The following is a 15,870-nucleotide window of genomic DNA, read 5'->3' as shown; positions in this document are numbered from 1 at the left end:
TGGCCAGTAAAAAAGCGCCGCGTGGCCGCGACGCTTGGTGAATCAGTTGGTGGTGCTGGTGCCGGTGGCGTAGTTGATGGTGTAGCCGTCTTCGACGTTGAAGATGTAGACGTTGAAGCGGATGGTGTTGTCGCCAACCGATTGGGCACGCATCTGAACGCCTCGGGCCACCAGCTCATGGCCGCGGTAGATCGGCCGCACCTGGTAGCGAACGTAGCGCTTGCTGCTGCCCTTGAGGTAGGTGGCGATGTCCATTTCATGCGCCAGCATCAGTGGGTTGTTCAAAGACTGAGTGCCGGTGATCAGGTTTTTGGGGTTGTTGTTCTCCCCGGAGAGCTGAAAGCCGATCAGGTGGCTGCGATTGTAAAGCCAGCCGTGGGCGGTGCGGCGGTTGTGCCAGCCGGTCGGATCCCAGGTCAGCGCCGTGCGATCGGTCGTCGGCATCAGGCTGGTGTTGAGCAGCGCGTCGGCCACCACCGCGCGGTTGTCGGCGTCCAGGTTCGCGTAACGCTCCCAGGCGCCGTGAGCGGTGCTAAGCTCGCTTGCGGCAAAGCCCGGGGCGTTGTTGTCCACGGTCAGCTCCTGGTCGCCGGCGTAGGATTTGGCCGCAAGTGCTGCGGGGCTGGTGGCGCCGCCGGCCGTGGCCTTCGTCTTGCTGCTGGCCTTGGCGCTGGTTGTGGCTTTGCTGCCGGCCTTGCTTGAGGCGGTGCTACTTGAGTCGGCCAGGTCGGCCTTGAGCGTCGCGATGTCTGCGGTGGTTTGGTGAATCTCTTGGTCGGTGTCGGCGATGGCCGCCTCAAGGCTGCTGTTGGCGGCCCGGGTGGCCTTGGTGCTAGATTGGAATTTGGTGTAGGCCGGATCGGCTTGTTTGGTCGGTGTCGCACTGCAGCCGGTCAAGAGCAGGAGTCCGGCCAAGAGGGCGAGTCGCGTCATTGTTTTTGTCATCAGCGTTTCGCCTTTCTGTAGCCGGCCGCTTGCGCCTCCGCCTCGGTGGCGAAGTAAACCGCGTTGGCCGAGTTCATGCGGTAGCTGGCCTGGCCCGGAACGTGGTAGATTTTCGAGTTCACGTTTCCGACAATGGTCTTGGCGGCGCCGGTGTCGAGGTTGCCTTGCTTGCGGCTGCCACCGGCGGCTTTGCGACTGGTCGTGGCCCGATTCGCAGCCGCGACGCGAGACGACGCCGCCCGGCTCGCCGCGGCCGCCTTAGCCTTGGCCGCTGCGGCCGCCTTAGCCTTGGCCGCTGCGGCCGCCTTAGCCTTGGCCGCTGCGGCTGCCTTGGCTTTGGCCGCTGCGGCTGCCTTGGCTTTGGCGAGCTTGTCGGCCTTTGCCTGCGCGACGCTTGACGCCTGGGCCGCAGCCTCATCGCGCTTTTCCTGCTCGGCCGCAAGCGCGGCCTTTTCCTTCTTGAGCTTGGCGGCCTTGGCCTGCTTTTTGGCGAGCGCCGCCGTCAGTGCCACCTTGGTTCGCTGCTGCTTGGCGGCCGCGGTTTTGGCCGCCTGCGTGATGTGCGGTGGCTCCGGTGCGGTGCTCGACGCGGCGCAGCCGGTGCCGGTGGCCACCAGCGCGGCAATCAGCAGGCCGACCAGGCCGCTGCGGCGCAACGTGTGTCGTTTCATCAATATTCCCCCCAATGAGTTGTCTCCACGGACCTCCTCATTATCCGGGAAGGACGGGCGGATTTCTAGGGCTGAAAGCATTTTCATCATTGTTTCTAAATTTTTCCGTTCGGCTTTGACCCCGCCTGAAGGCTGTGTTAGCGTTAGTTTAACGACTAATGAAAAAAGGTGAGCAGTATGTTAAACATCGGTGTGATTGGCCTGGGCAACATCGCCCAAAAGGCCTACCTTCCGGTTTACGCCCAGATGCAAGACCAGGTGCAGTGGTACCTGGAAAGCCGCGACCTGGCCAAGGTCACCCGGCTGGCCAATCAGTTTCACATGGTGGCGGCGGGGACCGACGTCGCCGCCCTCGATCAGCTGAGCCTCGACGCGGTGATGATTCATTCCGCCACGGCGGTTCACTACGAGCTGGTCAAGCACTTCCTGGCCCGCGGCGTCAATGTGTTCGTCGACAAGCCGCTGGCCACGACGCAGGCCCAGGTGACGGAGCTGTATTTATTGGCGGCCCAGCACCAAAAGCTGCTGACGGTTGGCTTCAACCGCCGCTTCGCCCCGCAGATTCAGGCCCTGGCGGCGCTTGCCGACAAGAACCTAGTGCAGGTGACGAAGAACCGCGCGGCCGATCCGCAGGCGCCGGAACACGCCATTTTCGATCTGTTGATTCACCCGCTGGACACGGCGCTTGCGCTGGCCGGCTTTCCCGAGGAACCCAAGGCACGGTACAGCCTGCACCTCAACGACCAGGGGCTGCTCGAGCAGGCTAGCGTGACCTTCACGGCCGCCGGCTTGCGCGGCACGGCCGCCATCAATCTGGTGGCCGGCAGCAACCTGGAGGAGGCGACGGTCGCCACCACGGCCGGCATTTCGCGGGTTCAAGACCTCAGCCGGCTGCAGGTTTACACTGGCAGCCAGGTGCGAACGACCCAGGCCCCGGACTGGCAACCGATGCTTGAGACGCGCGGCTTTGCGCCGATGATTCGAGCCTTTGTGGCGGCGGTTGCGCAATCCGCGACCAACCCGGTGGCACCACAAACAAGCCGCCTGACCCACACCATCCTCACGGACATGGTCAAGCAGCTGTAATGGGGCGGATGCCTTGTGTTGGGGTGGCCGCCGGCGTAGCCAGCGGTCGGCCGTTCAGAGCCGCTGGCCGCGGTTGGCGGCCAGGCCGACGATGCCGCTAGCCAGCGTCACCGCCCCGCACAGGAGGGTGACGCCGCCGGCAACCGTCGTGACGATTGCGGCGGCAAGCGATAGTTTTTTCATGTAGACCTCCGGGTTCTTTGACCGGGCAAACCCGTCGGCTTTTCCGAGCCGGCGGGTTTTTACGTGATTTTTACAAAACGTGCCTGAATTTTTACCTTACCGTGCAGAAAACGTTACATTGCGGCGCTATGGTGGGGGTGAAAATAGGAGGCGATGGCAATGCTGATGGGATGGCTGTTACTGGCGCTGGTGGGGCATGGCGTCACGCTGTGGGCGATGTGGGGCAGGGCCGACGCGCTGATTGCCAGGCACGGCGGCTCACGCTGATTATCAGGGCTTGATGTAGGCGTAGCCGGCGTGTTGGCGCAGGGCCAGCTCGAAGACGCCGGCAGCAACGACGGTCAGCCCGGGCTGAAGCGCCGCGGCGGTAATCGTGTGGCTTTTCATCGCGTTGGCGCAAACCGCCACGGTGACGCCGGCGGCCACCAGCGGGGCGAGGGGCTGGCCGCCGGCCTTGGTCGCACCGAGGACGGCCGGGCCGTTGATCAAAAGCTCAACTTGCCCCACGCTGCCTTGGGCGGCCGCGGCGGCGAGGTAGTTGGTCACGTTGCCCAGGGCGATGGGCCACTTGCTCGGCTCATCGAGGTGAAAAATGACGTTCATGTGAAGACTCCTCTCCAAAAAATCGGTGGTCACCGCAAGGCAAAGGTGAGATGACCTCACCGTTATCTTAGCGCAGCTGGAAGGCAGGGGCAATCGCGAGTCGCGAGACACGAAAAAACGGAAAGTCGCGATGACTTTCCGTTTTTTACTGCAGAACTACTGTTATCACCCGTACGGGAGTCGAACCCGTGATTCTTGGCTGAGAACCAAGCGTCTTAACCACTTGACCAACGGGCAATGAATGCGCCTCAAGCACAAAAACTACTATACCGGGTTTTGGTGCTGGCGTCAACCGTTCTGCCAAAAAAAGTTTTACCGGCCTAAAACTAGTACTGCCCAAGTGCCGCCTTGAGCTCGGTCAAGGCCGCCGTGCCGTTCAGGTCGCGGTAGGCTTGGTAGGCCTTGACCCAGTCGCCGGCCGCCACGGCCTCTCGCACCCCCGCCAGTGACTGGTTGGCAAACAGCAGGGCGGAAGCCGCTTTGGCCTGCTCGCTGGACGCGCCGGTGGTCTGCTTTAAGAGCGCCGCCATGGCCGATTGGTCACCGGCCGCCTTGACGATGGTGGCCATTTTGGTGGCCCTCAGGGTGCTGGCCGCGGTGTCCAGCCGGGCGTCGACGTCGGCGTTCCCGGTTTTTTGGGCCTCGATCTGCTTGACCAGTTCGTTTTTCACCGCCGTGTCGGCCGGGGTGTCGTTGCCCGTGGTGTTGCGCCAGGTGTTGTTGATGGTGGGGAAGGCGACGATGAACACGACCCCCAGCGCCACCAGCAGCAGCACGATGGCCATGACCACGCGCGGCCACCTTTTCTTTCGCTTCTTTCGCAATGCCTGTTGATGTTGTCGGCGCATCTGCTCACTCCCTTTGGACCCAAGATAACACGCAATTGTGACTTTTTTAAGGCCGCCGCGACCGGACCCCGATGTGAATGACGCGACTGAAGCGCAGGTAGGCGATGAAGTGAAAAATGACGCCGGCGACCAGCAGCAGGCCAGCCAGCGCGTTGGAGAAGCAGGTGGCGGCGGCAGAGGCTAGGTAAATCGCAACGCTGCGGGCCGGATCCAAGCGGATGCGGTTGTAGTGGCGCTCGATGCCCGTGAAGCTCTGCAGCTCGGGGTGGTGCTCGAGGTAGCGGTACACAATCAGAAACGACAGGGAAATCAAAAGCGCGACGGCATCGTAGACGATGAAGGCCAGCTGAATGTCTCGGGCGTCGCCGTTGGTCAGCGCCTCAATCAAAAGCACCATCGCGTAGTTGACCAGCGTGACCGTGAACAAAATGAAAAGGTTCAGGATGTTCAGCGTGCGGTTGGTGTGCTTTACGTACTGAAAGTAGTCGTGGTGAAACAGCCAGCTGGTGCCGACGTAAAAATACGACAGCATGTACATCGCAAACAGCGGCGCCTGCCGCGCCACGACCTGACCCAGCTGGCCCGGGTGAATCGTGGCCGGTTGAAACTCCAGAATCAAAATCGTCAGCAGAATCGCGAACACCCCGTCGCTCAGTGCATTGACCCGTGCCTTGCTCAATTGAATCCCTCCCGGTGGTCATGTGGCCCCATTATCGTTGTTTCCGCGGTGGAAGGCAAGCGTGAGGGCTCGCGGCACGAAAAAACCGCCTCGGCTGAAACCGAGACGGCTGGATGATTGGGTAGATAGGGATCGAACCTATGATTATGGATTCAGAGTCCACTGCGTTACCACTTCGCTACTACCCAATGACTTAACGAACGAGTATTAGTTTACGAGAAAATGGGGACGTTGTCAACGCCTGAGTCACACTTTCTCGATTTTTTTAAATCGGCGGTGCAAGAATAAAAAAATCCGCGCCAGCCGGCACGGAATGATTGGGTAGATAGGGATCGAACCTATGATTATGGATTCAGAGTCCACTGCGTTACCACTTCGCTACTACCCAATAACTTATCGAACGTTTATTAGTTTAGGTGAAAAAGGCGCGGCTGTCAACGCCTAACGCAAATTTTTTTCGGGCGGGTTCGGTTTTCTTTTCCCAGGTGAATGGCGTACACTAAAGTTACACTTTGGAAAAGAGGGGCTCACAAATGAAGAAAGAAACCGCCTGCACATCGATCTTAGTTGGGAAGGCCGCAAGCATTGATGGCAGCACCATGATCGCGCGCAACGATGACACCTTCCACGTGCTTGCACCGCACCGCTTTTACATGCACCCGGCTTGGCGGGGTGAGAAGGGGCTGAGCGTCAAGTCGCCGCTCAATGGCTTCACCGCACCGCTGCCGGAGAACGGCTACCGCTACAACGCGGTGCCAAACGTCGACACGGCCAAGCTCGGCGACTACGAGGAAAGCGGCATTAACGCCAAGAACGTGGCGATGTCGGCGACGGAAAGCACCTACGGCAACGAACGCACCCTGGCCTTTGACCCCTTGGTTGAAGACGGCCTGGATGAGGACTTGATCGTCAACATGACGCTGCCGTTCGTCGAGTCGGCCCGTCACGCCGTGGAGTACCTTGGTCAGCTGATCAAGCAGTACGGCTCGCCGGCCGGCAATTCCGTGCTTTTCTCCGACAAGGACAATGTCTGGTACATGGAAATCGTGACCGGGCACCACTGGGTTGCCCAGCGCATTCCCGATGATGCCTACGCGATTGCGGCCAACCAGGTGGCGATTCAGCAGGTGGACTTCGACGATGCGGACAACTTCATCTGGAGCGAGGGGATTCGTGAGTTCGTCGAGGATCACCACCTCAACCCGGACCAAAGCGGGTGGAACTTCCGCCACATTTTCGGCACGATGAACGAAAAGGATCGCCACTACAACACCCCACGGGTCTGGTACGGTCACCACATTTTGAACCCAGAGGTCCCGGAAGAGCCGGAATCCGCGGAGCTGCCGTTCATCATGCACACCGACCACAAGATTACGCGCGAGGACATTGCGCAGATTCTGGGCAGCCACTACAACGAGACCCGCTTTGATCCGTTCGGCCACGGGGCGGAGGCCGATCGCCTGCGCTACCGGCCGATTGGCTTGAACCGGACGCAAAACTCGCACATCCTGCAGCTGCGCGGCGATGCCGACTTCGGCCACGTCGCCATCATGTGGCTGAACCTCGGGATGCCGACGTACAGCCCGTACGTGCCGTTTTACTGCAACGCCGACGACACCGACCCAAGCTACGCCAACACCCCTGAGACGCTGACTTACGGTGCCGATTCGGCCTACTGGCTGCACCGCTCCTTGGGGGCGCTGGTTGAAGGCCACTACAGCAAGTTCATCCAGCAAAACCGCGACTACCTGACGGAGCTGTCCCGCCAGTTTCGGATTCACATCGCCGAAACCGATGCGGAGACCCAAGACCTCACCGGCCAGGCGCTGACCGACGCCCTGACTCAGGCCAACTACAAGATTGTCGCGCAGGTCAAGCAGGCCACCCAGCACCAGATCGAGAGTTTGCTGATGCAGAGCATGGAGCTGTCGCGGCTGACGTTCAACATGGACAAGAACCTGTAACCGCAGCTCGGACCCCCTCGCAAGAGGGGGTCTTTTTTTGCCCGGCCGCGCCAAAAAAGGCGCCACCTTCGACCCTGAATCGAAGGTGGCGCCTGAAAATTGTCTGTCGTCGCGATAATCGTTAGCACTGATAACACAAGACAAGGGATATTATAGCGTGTATGCGGTTTCCTGTCTAGTGTAATCGGATTCTTTTTTGCCGTCTGCGCCAGACCCACCAGCCGACCGCCCCGCCGGCAACCAGAAGCAGTGCGGCCAGCCGAGCCCAGGCCCAGGTCACGGCGGCAGCGGCCCCGCGACGTGCGTCTTGAGCCGCGGTGGTCGCCGATGCGACGCGGTGAGCGGTCACGAGCAGTCGCTTGGAGTTGATCATGTAAGGGGTGCAGGTCAAAAGCGTGACTAGTTCGCGTCCGGGCTCGATGCGCAGCGTGTCGGTTTGATCAGGTGCGACCACCAGGCGCCGCTCGACGGCGTAGGTGCGAGACGTGGTGCCAATCGTGACGACGAAGCGGTCACCAATCGTCAGCCGGTCGAGGTGGGTGAACAGCTCCTTACCCAGCAGGCCGTTGTGAGCGGCAATCACGGCGTGGGTGTTGGGATCGCCACTGGGAAAGCTGGTGCCCAGCACAATCACGGCGCCTTCTTGCAACAACGCCGGACTGCTAGTGTCAAACAGGGGAACAACCAGCGCCAGCTTTGGAATGGTGACCTGCCCGACCAGGTGGGTGGCCGCGGAACCGGCGTCTTGGCCCGTGGCGAACACGTCGACATTGGGCAGCAGATCCGTGGTGGCCAGCAGGCGATTTTGTGCCGTCTTCTCCGCCTTCTCGGCGGCGGCATTGGCCTGCAGCTGGGTTTGGGCCATGGTCAAGGCTTGCTGGGTCCAAAGCGCATTCACCGCCGGGGCCGCAAAGGCGATGGTGAGCAGCATGAGCCCGAGTGCAATCGCGAGGCGACCGCGCTTACGCCGACGCATGGCGACGGCGGTGCAGTCCCCAGCCGGTCAACAGGGTACCCGCAATCAGCAGCACCAGCAGGCTGAGGCCGCCGGTGGCCGGCAGAATGCCGGTGAGTGGCGTCTGAAACACCGTCTTCACCGCGTTTTCGGCGGTGCCGGGCCGACCGGATGCAACGGTGAACGGCGTGAGTGGCTCGACGAAGCGATAGCCGTCTGCCGCGGCAAGCTGCTCAAGCTGGTAGTCGCCGGCGGCCAGGCCGGTGACGGCGAAGCTGCCATCTGCCGCGGCGCTAAAGCTCGTGGCCGCCGCCGGGTCGCTGACCCAATTCAGCGTGGTGGCTGAGAACTTGGCGTATTGCGCGGGTGCGGTGCCGGTCTTAGCGACGACGAAGGCGCCACCGGCCACGCCGTCTTTTGAGAAGGGATTGATCGCGGCGAAGCGCTGACCACCGGTTTCAACCGCGGCGCTATCGGCGGTCAAAACGCTGGGCTCGCCGCTGCCGGCCCAGGTCACGGTCAGGGTGTTCGCGAGGTCGGCCGTGGGTTGCGGGTCAACGACCTGGCGTTGATAGGAGACGGTGATGGTCTGGCCGGCCAGCGCAGCCAGGGCGGCTTTGGCCGGTTGGGGCAGGGCGGCCAGTGTGATCGGCGTATCCAGCGAGAGCCAATCGGCCACAACGGGCTGGCCGGCGACCGTTACAGCGAGGCTGTCGGCCACAGCCTGGGTGCCGGCGGCCGACATTGCCGTGGCGACGGTCAGGCTGGCGAAGGTGCCTGAGGCGTTGGTGAGGCTTGCCGCGATGTCTGACGGAATGGTGAACTTCGCGGTGTAAGTCAATACTGCACCGCGGGGAACGCTGGCCACCAGGGCGGAATCGATCGGTTCTCCCGCGACGCTCACCGTCAGGCTGGCGCCGGTGCTCTTGGGATACAGCACGTAATCGCGGTCGGTGCCATCAAGCCCAAGCACCGTGGGTTGCGGTTTCAAAAGCCCCGTGGGACCGGCGGTTTGGGTGAAGAGATAAACACGGTCCAGGCTGTCTTGCGTGGTGGGCAGGTCCTTGAAGGTGATGGCATCGTCTTGCGCCGTCGCCGTGGCGACCGGGGTGTAGCCGACTCCCAGCTGCTCCCAATTGCTGGCGATGCTCGCCTGGGCAGCGGCGATGCTTTGATCACGGCTTTTTTCGTTGAACAAGGTGGTGATGTCGTAGGCACTGTACGTGACGCCTGCGACTGTCGGCAGCGCCGCTAGCTCGGACATGGCGGCACCGGTGTTAGGGACGTTCAGGTTGTCAATCACCTGCCGAGGGTGCAGCACCACCGTGGTGGCGGCCTGGGTCGGCTGCGGTGACTGAATGAGCCAGAGGCCAAAAATTGCCAGTAGTGCGAACCAGTACTTCTTCATGCGTGGTTCCTCCTTTGGATGAGACCCAAGCCGAGCAGCGACAGGCCGCCGAGAATAGCAAGGCCGCCAGTCCCACCGGTTGCGGGCAAAACGGGGGTCGAGGTCGAACTCGGGACTTGGGTTAAGCGCAACTGATTGGGCGCGGCGCCGGCGGTCAGGGTGGCCGCAACGCGCAACGCGCCGCGGCTGGTCACGCTGCCGTCTGCGTTAATTGTGAAGGTGCCGCTGGTTGTCCCGCTGGTGAGGACGTAGGTACCGGGGGTCAAATCAGCGAAGCTGTCGTCACTGGGCTCCAGAACCTGGCCGGCCTTGGTCAGCGTCGCCTTGGCCCAGTCGGCATCACCGGTGAGCGTGAAAGGTTTCAGTGATACGGTTAAGGCGGTAGGCAAGTCGATTGGATTCTGGATCAGCGTGTTTTTTTCCACGTCACCGGTCAGTGTGAGCGACTGGGTGTCACCAGTGAAGCCAGGCGGTGCCGCCGGGGTCACTTGATACTGGCCGGCCGGCAACTCAACGGTGAGTTGACCGTCAGTCGAATCAAATTCGCGGGTCAGTTGTCCATTACGGATGACGGTCACGGTGGCCGCGCCGCCGTTCGGGAGTTTGGGGACCTCCCAGCTCAGGGTGGTTAGCTTGGGGAGTAGCACGACAGTAACGCTGGGTTGAGTTAGCGCATTATCGATGGGGTCAGGCGTCATTTGGGTGGTGTAGTCGGGCATTCCGGCAGCGAGAACCTTGTACTGAACGGGTTGGGCGTTCACGTAACGTGTCAGGTCATTAGTCTTTGCGATGGTCGCAGAACTGAAGATGAGTGACGTTTCAACGTAGGTCGTCGCGCCCGGCTGGGTCGTCCTCAAGACGTATCTGGCGTCGGGCATCGGCAGTTGCCATTCGGTCAGTAGTGGCGAGATTGTGACCGTGATGTTGAGCGTCATCACGCTCGCCGTGCGTTTAGCCGCCACAGGCGCGTAGTACAGGGCCCAAGGTGCGGGTTGTGGAATCGTCAGTTCGGTGCCGGTGTTGATGAGGTGCAACAGATTGTCTTTGTATGGTGGTGTGACGTCAACCGTGTACGTGACACGAACGCCATCGCGGTAAGTCGGGGTGCTGGCAAGCGTGAGATCGGGCGCAGTTAGTGTTGACCCGACGGTGGTAAGCGTCGCGGCGCTGTAGCTCGGCGGCTGCCGTGGTTGCGTCACGCCGTTGGCATCGAGGCGAAACCAGGTCAAGGTCGGCGCCGTTACAGTGGCGCCGGTGATAATGTTGAAGGCCGGCGTCAGTTGGTCGTGCCAGGTCGCATTGATGATTGGTGCAAAGGCGGGGGCGAGTAGTTGGTTCACAGCGTTACGCAACGCGTCACTGTCAGACGCAATCAGCGTTTCGCCACCACCGCCGCTCAGCACAAAGGCATCGGCACCGTGCAGTGCAACCACATCGCGGCGAGGCAGTGGTGACGCAAGCATCGGGTCTTGTTCAAGCGGTTGAGCGGCGCTGGCGCCGTTCGTGATTGGTGGTCCCGCCCGAACGCCGGCTGTCACGTCTGTCAGCACGAGGATGCGCTTGGCTGCTAGGGGGCGAGCCCCGAGCGTTTCATTTTGCAGCAGCGCCGCCGCAACCTGAAAGGCACTGTCGACCGCCGGCGTCTGGTTGACTGGCAGGAAAATGGCCTTTAAGGCGGTCGGACTGGCCGTGAACGTCTGACCATCGCCGGCCGTCAGTCGGGTCGTGGTGAGTGTGTCGGCGGTGCTTTGCTGGCTGCTCAACACCGCAACTTGGTTGTTGGTTGTGGCAGTGAGCAGGCCATCGGCCACCTGAGTCAATGCTGTGGTCGCTAGTCCCCGGTTGGCGGGGCTGACCGCCACCACCAGCACAATGTCTTGCGGCCCGGTGGCAGCGATGGTGCCGGCTACGGTTTCGGTGGTGACCGTGAAGTGGGTGGGAGTCTGTTCGACAGTGCGACGAGTTAAGCCACTGCCGGTTGGTCCAGCGAACGTGTGGTAGGTTGTTGGCCCCAGCGAGGTGAGCGGAATACCCAGGCTCGCCTGCAGCGGCATGTTCCAGGGATTGACAATGCCGCTGGGCTTAATTGCCGCGAATGGATCGCCATCTGCCGCCCGAACCGGAAGCGGTGCGACCAGCCAAAGCCCGGCAGCAGCCGCGATGAGTCGTTGCCATCTTTTCGTCATGAGCACCTCCTTTGCCCGTCTCTAAAGATTACGCCGGCTCCCAACGGATACCCTCGCCACACTAAAAAAGACCCGTTGGAAGTGTGAGACTTCAAACTGGCGTGTCGCCAGGTTTGGCGTATAATCTGAAGAAAACGGAGGCGACACATGGAGATTCCTACAATCAATGCCTTGCTGCGCCCGGCCTGGCAGCACTTCATTCAATCGACAGATTACCGGCGGATTGTCACCGGCTACGGCGCGGATCAAATTGAGGCCGTGATTGCGCTGCTGGGCAACGCGCTGGCCGGGGTATCGCCGCGACCGCTTGCGCAGTGGCACGGCCGGGAGCTCTCCAAGGGCCTGGCGCGACTCGACCGCTTCCTCGCTTCGGCCGTAGTTGACGAAGAACCGGTGACCATTGCACTGGAAATTTCAGAATACTTTTTGTTGTTCGCCTGCCAGCAACGGCGCATAGCGGTTACCCCCGACGAGGTCATCGCCTTGTTCGACGAGCGTTTCGCAGCGCTGGCTGAGGCGACCGATGAGCCGGCGCTGCCCGGATCGCTTGACATTGCGGAAGGACCGGGGATGCCGGCGTTTCACGAAGCGACGTACCGCAAGCTCATGCAAGACGCCGAGGCGTGGACCGACCAGTTTCTCGCTACCCCTGGCGGCCCCAAAACGCCACTGCCGCCGGCGCTTTGCCAGCTGGCGCTGGTGACGTTGGTTGAGGCGGTGTACAAGTGGCACCGCAAGACGCCCAAGACCTGGACGCAGCAGGCGCTCAAGGCGACGATGATCACGTTGTATGGCTGCGAACTGCCGCTGGAGCCAGCCGTTTTGGCGGCGCTGACGCCGCTTGTGACAGACTTTTTGACATTTGGTGGGGCCCATGGCTGGCTAAAGGCGGCCACTGCGGCCAGTTGTTGCCGTGCCGTGGCCGCGGTGGCGCCTCAAACGCTGGAGGCGGCCGGGGACCCGACGCGTTGGCGCGAGAACAAGCGGATGCTGATTGCGATGGGGGAAAGCGGGATCGCGCCCGATGACGAGGCGGGACTGCGAGCATTCATGCTGGACTACGCCGAGCAGCAGGCGGTTCGCGCCGCGTGGCTTCAGCCGGGATTGACGCCATCACCCCTGGTTTTTGAACCAGACGCGCGGTACTTGCAGCTGGTCCATGTGACCGAGTGCGATGGTCGCCAGTGGCGCAAGGCCAATGCGACGCGAATGCACAACGCCGCGGTTGCGGTGGCTCGAGAGATCTGGAGCGATTCGGCCAATGCGCGGCTGCGGCGCCAGGTCGCCCAGGCGACCGCGGTGTTGACCGTGGCGGCCTGGTACGACGGGTTGTACGCCAGCGCCTTGCAGACGCCCAAGCGCTGGACCGCGGCGGCAGCGGCTCCGGTGCTGGCCGCATTGCAGAATCAGGGCGATTTTGCGGCGGGGCGGCTCATGCTGCAGGCGCTGATTCCGCACTTGGCCGCCGCCTCGGCACTGACACCGGAGCAGGCCGAAGCGCTGGCCGCGCTGCTGGTTTCAGATGAGGGCAACGTGCGATCGAAGGTCATCTCCCTGGCTGCCGCCCGAGCCGCCCGGGTAGGTGGATGATTGCGGCCAGCCAACAGCGGTGGGCAAAACAAAACCGGCACGTTCTCCGCGAGGGAAAACGTGCCGGTTTTGGTGTCGGCTGGGACGTCACAGCCAGAATCTGGCGCTAGTAGACGCGATCCGAGTCGCCGGTGGGACCGTCGGCGTCGGTGTTCGCGTTGTTATCGTAAACCTTGGTCATGGCCGGCACGGTTTGGCCCTTGCTGGTCGTGGTCTTCATGCCGGTAATCTTGTAGGTCGGATCACCGTAGTCGTCCTTGCCGGCGGACTTCACGGTCAAATCGCCGGTGAAGGTCTGAACGCGCTCGTCTTTTTCGGAATCGGTGTAATCGACAGTGTAGGTCATGTCGAAGGTCACGTCCCATTCGTCGGCATCCGTCCGGATCACCTTAACCGCGCGACCGCCGAAGCCGGAGTACGAGACATCGTCGCGCTTGGCGTAGCTGGTGCCGACGTCGTGGAAGAACTTGTAGGCGTTGTTGGACGTGTCGGTGAAGTAGTCGGCTAGGTCTGAATCGTTGGCCGAAGACAGGCTTTGCACCCCGCTCAAGACGTTGTAGACCATGTTGTCGGCGGTGTCCTCGTCCAGGGTACCGCTGCTGTTGAGCGTTACCTCTGCGTTGATGTTGGTACTGGTGTCGGCTTCATCCGCCGGATTGTACTTCTGGGTGGTGACGGTGCCGGACTTGAAGGCCTTGGTGACGAAGAACTTCAGCCCCTTGACGTAGACCACCGGCCCGATTTTGGCCGTGCCGTCCTTGATGGTGCCGAGCTTGTCGCCGTTGGTGTCGGTGACTTGGCCGCCTTCAAGATCCGAGGAGACGTCCAACTTCACCGTGTTGAAGTCAAAGGCCACCGGTGCTTGGTCGCCGTTGCTGTCGACAGTGACCAGCAGCTTGGCCGTCGTTTTGGTGCCCGCAACCTGGCCGGTGGCCGAGAAGCGGTACTGACCAGGCAGCAGTGGGCCGGCCTTGAGCGACTTGCTGCTGGCGCTGGTGGTGCCCAGGCGCTTGCCGTCCTGCAAAAGTGTGACGCCCTTGCGCCTGGATGTCAGCTCGACATAGGTCGGCGTGTCCGCCGCCAGCACGTACTTAGGGAAAAGCAGCCAGTGTTTGCCGCGCGTGGTGAGCTTCACGCCGTAACGCGAGGTGGCACCACTTTGCAGGGTGCGGGTGAAGTTGGCCAGGCGTTCCTTGTCGGCTCGCAGGTAGGTGACGAACGGCCCGACCGTGGCCTGGTTGAGATTCAACCCCGGGTCGGTGGTCGCCATCGCCTTGGCGAAGCTGGCCTTGCTGCCGCTGGTGACCGTGGTCATCAGGCGGCTGACCTGCCGCGCCGGCGCGTAGTAGGTTTTCAGGCCGAAGTAGCCGCCCAAAAGCACAACGGCGACGCCGATGCCGATGCCAAGCTTGATCTTGCCTTGGCGACTCATCGGCTTGGCCTGCTGGCTGCGCGTCGCGGTCGGGGTGGTTGGCGTGGTCGGGTGTGGGACCGGATTCGGGGTGGTCGCGGCCGGCTCGCTAGCCGGCTTTGGTGCGGCGGGTTGTGGCGCCGGGGTAGGCTTTGGCGTCTCAGCCTCGGCGGCTGCCTTTGGGGCCACTTTTGGTGTCAAATCGAAGCCGCAGTTGGGGCAAAAGCGGTCGTTGGCCGTGACCTTGGTGCCACAGTTGGGGCAAAACTGAGTGGCGGCACCGGCCCCGGTGTCGGCTTGAAGAAAGAACAATTGCGTCATGGAATCCTCCTAGAACAGGTGCTGCACCATGTCGACCAGCGAGCTGCCGAACACGGTGATGATGAGCAGGTTAACAATCGTCATGCCGACGTTGATCAAAACCAGGGTGTAAACGGGATCCATCCCACCCTTTTGCGGGGTACCCAAGGCAACCTGGTAGAAGGCGACGGTTTGGAAGACAAAGTTCAGGCTGATAATCAGCGCAATCACCGTGATGGTGGCGGCACCGGCGAAGAGGCCGAGCACGGCCGCGGCGAAGCTCAAAAAGACGCTGATACCCACGCGCTGCTGGTAGCGCGTCAGCAAGCCCCAGAAGTCGCTCGGTTGACCGGTGATGGCGCGGCGACCGAGAAAGGCGCCGAGAAAGAGCACGAAGTCAACGCAGGCCAGCAGAATGAACAGCCGAAAGCCCGCACCCCAGACTGCGCTGTTGGCGGTGCTGGAAACGGCACTGGACACGTTTTCACCGAAAATGTTGGCCGCTGAGCTAACCGTGTTGGCCGCCGAGAACATCGGCTTAACGATCGATACGGTGGTGAAAAAGGCGATGAGCAGCAAGGAGACCAGGCCGTAGTACCGGCCACCGGTGAGGTCGCTTGCGGTCGGCCGCTTGACGCTGGCAATCAGCCAGCTCCAGTAGTTGAGGCCGGCCTGCTTGGCGTTGGCCAGCGAATCGGATTGCGGCTGGGCCGGCTGTGGGGCAGGGGTTGGCTGCGGGGTCGGCTGTTGCGGTTGAGCCTGCTCTGGTTGAGCCTGCTCCGGTTGGGCCTGAACCGGTGTGGGTTCGGCCGGCTGCTGGGCGGCCTGTGCAAAGTTAAAGCCGCAGTTAGTGCAGAACTTGGCGCTTTCCTCTTGTTGGGCGCCGCATTGTGGACATGTTTTCATAGAATGACTTCCTTTCGTGGGACCGAATTTTCAAAATAATGACATTATAACATTTTAGATGATACGGCAAACCCGCCGTTACCGCAATCGTTGTGTGATAAAAAAACGCTTGCCGTCAATTTTTTTACCGCGCCG

At 61.7% G+C, this 15,870-nt stretch carries 14 protein-coding genes and 3 tRNA genes; 3 read left to right on the top strand and 14 right to left on the bottom strand.

Going from position 1 to position 15,870, the window contains the following annotated elements:
- Positions 1-42: 42 nt before the first annotated feature.
- Together NUH19_RS01590 and NUH19_RS01585 are read right to left on the bottom strand one after the other, a co-directional pair.
- Positions 43-945, bottom strand: coding sequence for a DNA/RNA non-specific endonuclease (locus tag NUH19_RS01590; RefSeq protein WP_262314800.1), 903 nt, complete (start codon positions 943-945; stop codon positions 43-45).
- Positions 945-1,616, bottom strand: a complete 672-nt coding sequence (locus NUH19_RS01585; protein ID WP_262314799.1) for a sunset domain-containing protein — start codon at positions 1,614-1,616, stop codon at positions 945-947. The genes NUH19_RS01590 and NUH19_RS01585 overlap by 1 nt, the downstream gene beginning before the upstream one ends.
- A 177-nt stretch (positions 1,617-1,793) precedes the next feature.
- On the opposite strand from NUH19_RS01585, the gene NUH19_RS01580 reads away from it, so the two are divergent.
- Positions 1,794-2,702, top strand: coding sequence for a Gfo/Idh/MocA family protein (locus tag NUH19_RS01580; protein ID WP_262314798.1), 909 nt, complete (start codon positions 1,794-1,796; stop codon positions 2,700-2,702).
- A gap of 54 nt (positions 2,703-2,756) precedes the next feature.
- On the opposite strand, the gene NUH19_RS01575 is transcribed toward NUH19_RS01580, so the two are convergent.
- The 7 genes from NUH19_RS01575 to NUH19_RS01545 all read right to left on the bottom strand — a co-directional run bounded on the left by NUH19_RS01575 (position 2,757) and on the right by NUH19_RS01545 (position 5,403).
- Entirely contained in the window at positions 2,757-2,885 is a 129-nt protein-coding gene (locus tag NUH19_RS01575; RefSeq protein WP_262314797.1) for a hypothetical protein, read from the bottom strand.
- 270 nt (positions 2,886-3,155) lie between these two features.
- Positions 3,156-3,488: a DsrE family protein gene (locus NUH19_RS01570; protein WP_262314796.1), complete on the bottom strand. Its 333-nt coding sequence runs from the start codon at positions 3,486-3,488 to the stop codon at positions 3,156-3,158.
- A gap of 165 nt (positions 3,489-3,653) precedes the next feature.
- Positions 3,654-3,725 (bottom strand) — tRNA-Glu (locus NUH19_RS01565).
- Positions 3,726-3,814: 89 nt separating this feature from the next.
- Positions 3,815-4,273, bottom strand: coding sequence for a hypothetical protein (locus NUH19_RS01560; RefSeq protein ID WP_420844659.1), 459 nt, complete (start codon positions 4,271-4,273; stop codon positions 3,815-3,817).
- A gap of 109 nt (positions 4,274-4,382) precedes the next feature.
- A complete protein-coding gene (locus tag NUH19_RS01555) occupies positions 4,383-5,015 on the bottom strand; it encodes a TMEM175 family protein (protein ID WP_262314794.1) in 633 nt (210 codons plus the stop codon).
- A 117-nt stretch (positions 5,016-5,132) separates the two neighbouring features.
- Positions 5,133-5,203: transfer RNA gene (locus NUH19_RS01550), tRNA-Gln, on the bottom strand.
- A 129-nt stretch (positions 5,204-5,332) separates the two neighbouring features.
- Positions 5,333-5,403 (bottom strand) — tRNA-Gln (locus NUH19_RS01545).
- Between the two features lie 145 nt (positions 5,404-5,548).
- On the opposite strand from NUH19_RS01545, the gene NUH19_RS01540 reads away from it, so the two are divergent.
- Positions 5,549-6,979, top strand: coding sequence for a C69 family dipeptidase (locus NUH19_RS01540; protein WP_262314793.1), 1,431 nt, complete (start codon positions 5,549-5,551; stop codon positions 6,977-6,979).
- Positions 6,980-7,154: 175 nt separating this feature from the next.
- Here NUH19_RS01540 and NUH19_RS01535 read toward each other — a convergent pair whose 3' ends face one another.
- The 3 genes from NUH19_RS01535 to NUH19_RS01525 are packed head-to-tail and all read right to left on the bottom strand — an operon-like array spanning position 7,155 to position 11,528.
- Entirely contained in the window at positions 7,155-7,955 is an 801-nt protein-coding gene (locus tag NUH19_RS01535) for a class C sortase (RefSeq protein WP_262314792.1), read from the bottom strand.
- Positions 7,942-9,342, bottom strand: coding sequence for a pilin N-terminal domain-containing protein (locus NUH19_RS01530; RefSeq protein WP_262314791.1), 1,401 nt, complete (start codon positions 9,340-9,342; stop codon positions 7,942-7,944). Before NUH19_RS01530 ends, NUH19_RS01535 begins: the two co-directional genes overlap by 14 nt.
- Entirely contained in the window at positions 9,339-11,528 is a 2,190-nt protein-coding gene (locus tag NUH19_RS01525; RefSeq protein ID WP_262314790.1) for a vWA domain-containing protein, read from the bottom strand. The genes NUH19_RS01530 and NUH19_RS01525 overlap by 4 nt, the downstream gene beginning before the upstream one ends.
- A 147-nt stretch (positions 11,529-11,675) precedes the next feature.
- On the opposite strand from NUH19_RS01525, the gene NUH19_RS01520 reads away from it, so the two are divergent.
- Entirely contained in the window at positions 11,676-13,118 is a 1,443-nt protein-coding gene (locus tag NUH19_RS01520; RefSeq protein WP_262314789.1) for a hypothetical protein, read from the top strand.
- A 106-nt stretch (positions 13,119-13,224) separates the two neighbouring features.
- Here NUH19_RS01520 and NUH19_RS01515 read toward each other — a convergent pair whose 3' ends face one another.
- The gene (locus NUH19_RS01515) at positions 13,225-14,850 is read right to left on the bottom strand and encodes a zinc ribbon domain-containing protein (RefSeq protein WP_262314788.1); all 1,626 of its coding nucleotides are present in this window, start codon (positions 14,848-14,850) and stop codon (positions 13,225-13,227) included.
- Positions 14,851-14,859: 9 nt separating this feature from the next.
- Entirely contained in the window at positions 14,860-15,735 is an 876-nt protein-coding gene (locus tag NUH19_RS01510; RefSeq protein ID WP_262314787.1) for a zinc ribbon domain-containing protein, read from the bottom strand.
- Between the last annotated feature and the right edge of the window lie 135 nt (positions 15,736-15,870).

The organism is Lacticaseibacillus parakribbianus (assembly GCF_025490915.1).
GTDB classification, from domain to species: Bacteria; Bacillota; Bacilli; order Lactobacillales; family Lactobacillaceae; genus Lacticaseibacillus; species Lacticaseibacillus parakribbianus.
This window is presented reverse-complemented; position numbering and strand designations above follow the sequence as displayed.

Excerpts from the sequence above, each read along its gene's own strand:
- NUH19_RS01590 (WP_262314800.1), bottom strand. The coding sequence starts at position 945 with ATGACAAAAACAATGACGCGACTCGCCCTCTTGGCCGGACTCCTGCTC.
- NUH19_RS01585 (WP_262314799.1), bottom strand. The coding sequence starts at position 1,616 with ATGAAACGACACACGTTGCGCCGCAGCGGCCTGGTCGGCCTGCTGATT.
- NUH19_RS01580 (WP_262314798.1), top strand. The coding sequence starts at position 1,794 with ATGTTAAACATCGGTGTGATTGGCCTGGGCAACATCGCCCAAAAGGCC.
- NUH19_RS01575 (WP_262314797.1), bottom strand. The coding sequence starts at position 2,885 with ATGAAAAAACTATCGCTTGCCGCCGCAATCGTCACGACGGTTGCCGGC.
- NUH19_RS01570 (WP_262314796.1), bottom strand. The coding sequence starts at position 3,488 with ATGAACGTCATTTTTCACCTCGATGAGCCGAGCAAGTGGCCCATCGCC.
- NUH19_RS01560 (WP_420844659.1), bottom strand. The coding sequence starts at position 4,273 with ATGGCCATCGTGCTGCTGCTGGTGGCGCTGGGGGTCGTGTTCATCGTC.
- NUH19_RS01540 (WP_262314793.1), top strand. The coding sequence starts at position 5,549 with ATGAAGAAAGAAACCGCCTGCACATCGATCTTAGTTGGGAAGGCCGCA.
- NUH19_RS01535 (WP_262314792.1), bottom strand. The coding sequence starts at position 7,955 with ATGCGTCGGCGTAAGCGCGGTCGCCTCGCGATTGCACTCGGGCTCATG.
- NUH19_RS01530 (WP_262314791.1), bottom strand. The coding sequence starts at position 9,342 with ATGAAGAAGTACTGGTTCGCACTACTGGCAATTTTTGGCCTCTGGCTC.
- NUH19_RS01525 (WP_262314790.1), bottom strand. The coding sequence starts at position 11,528 with ATGACGAAAAGATGGCAACGACTCATCGCGGCTGCTGCCGGGCTTTGG.
- NUH19_RS01520 (WP_262314789.1), top strand. The coding sequence starts at position 11,676 with ATGGAGATTCCTACAATCAATGCCTTGCTGCGCCCGGCCTGGCAGCAC.
- NUH19_RS01515 (WP_262314788.1), bottom strand. The coding sequence starts at position 14,850 with ATGACGCAATTGTTCTTTCTTCAAGCCGACACCGGGGCCGGTGCCGCC.
- NUH19_RS01510 (WP_262314787.1), bottom strand. The coding sequence starts at position 15,735 with ATGAAAACATGTCCACAATGCGGCGCCCAACAAGAGGAAAGCGCCAAG.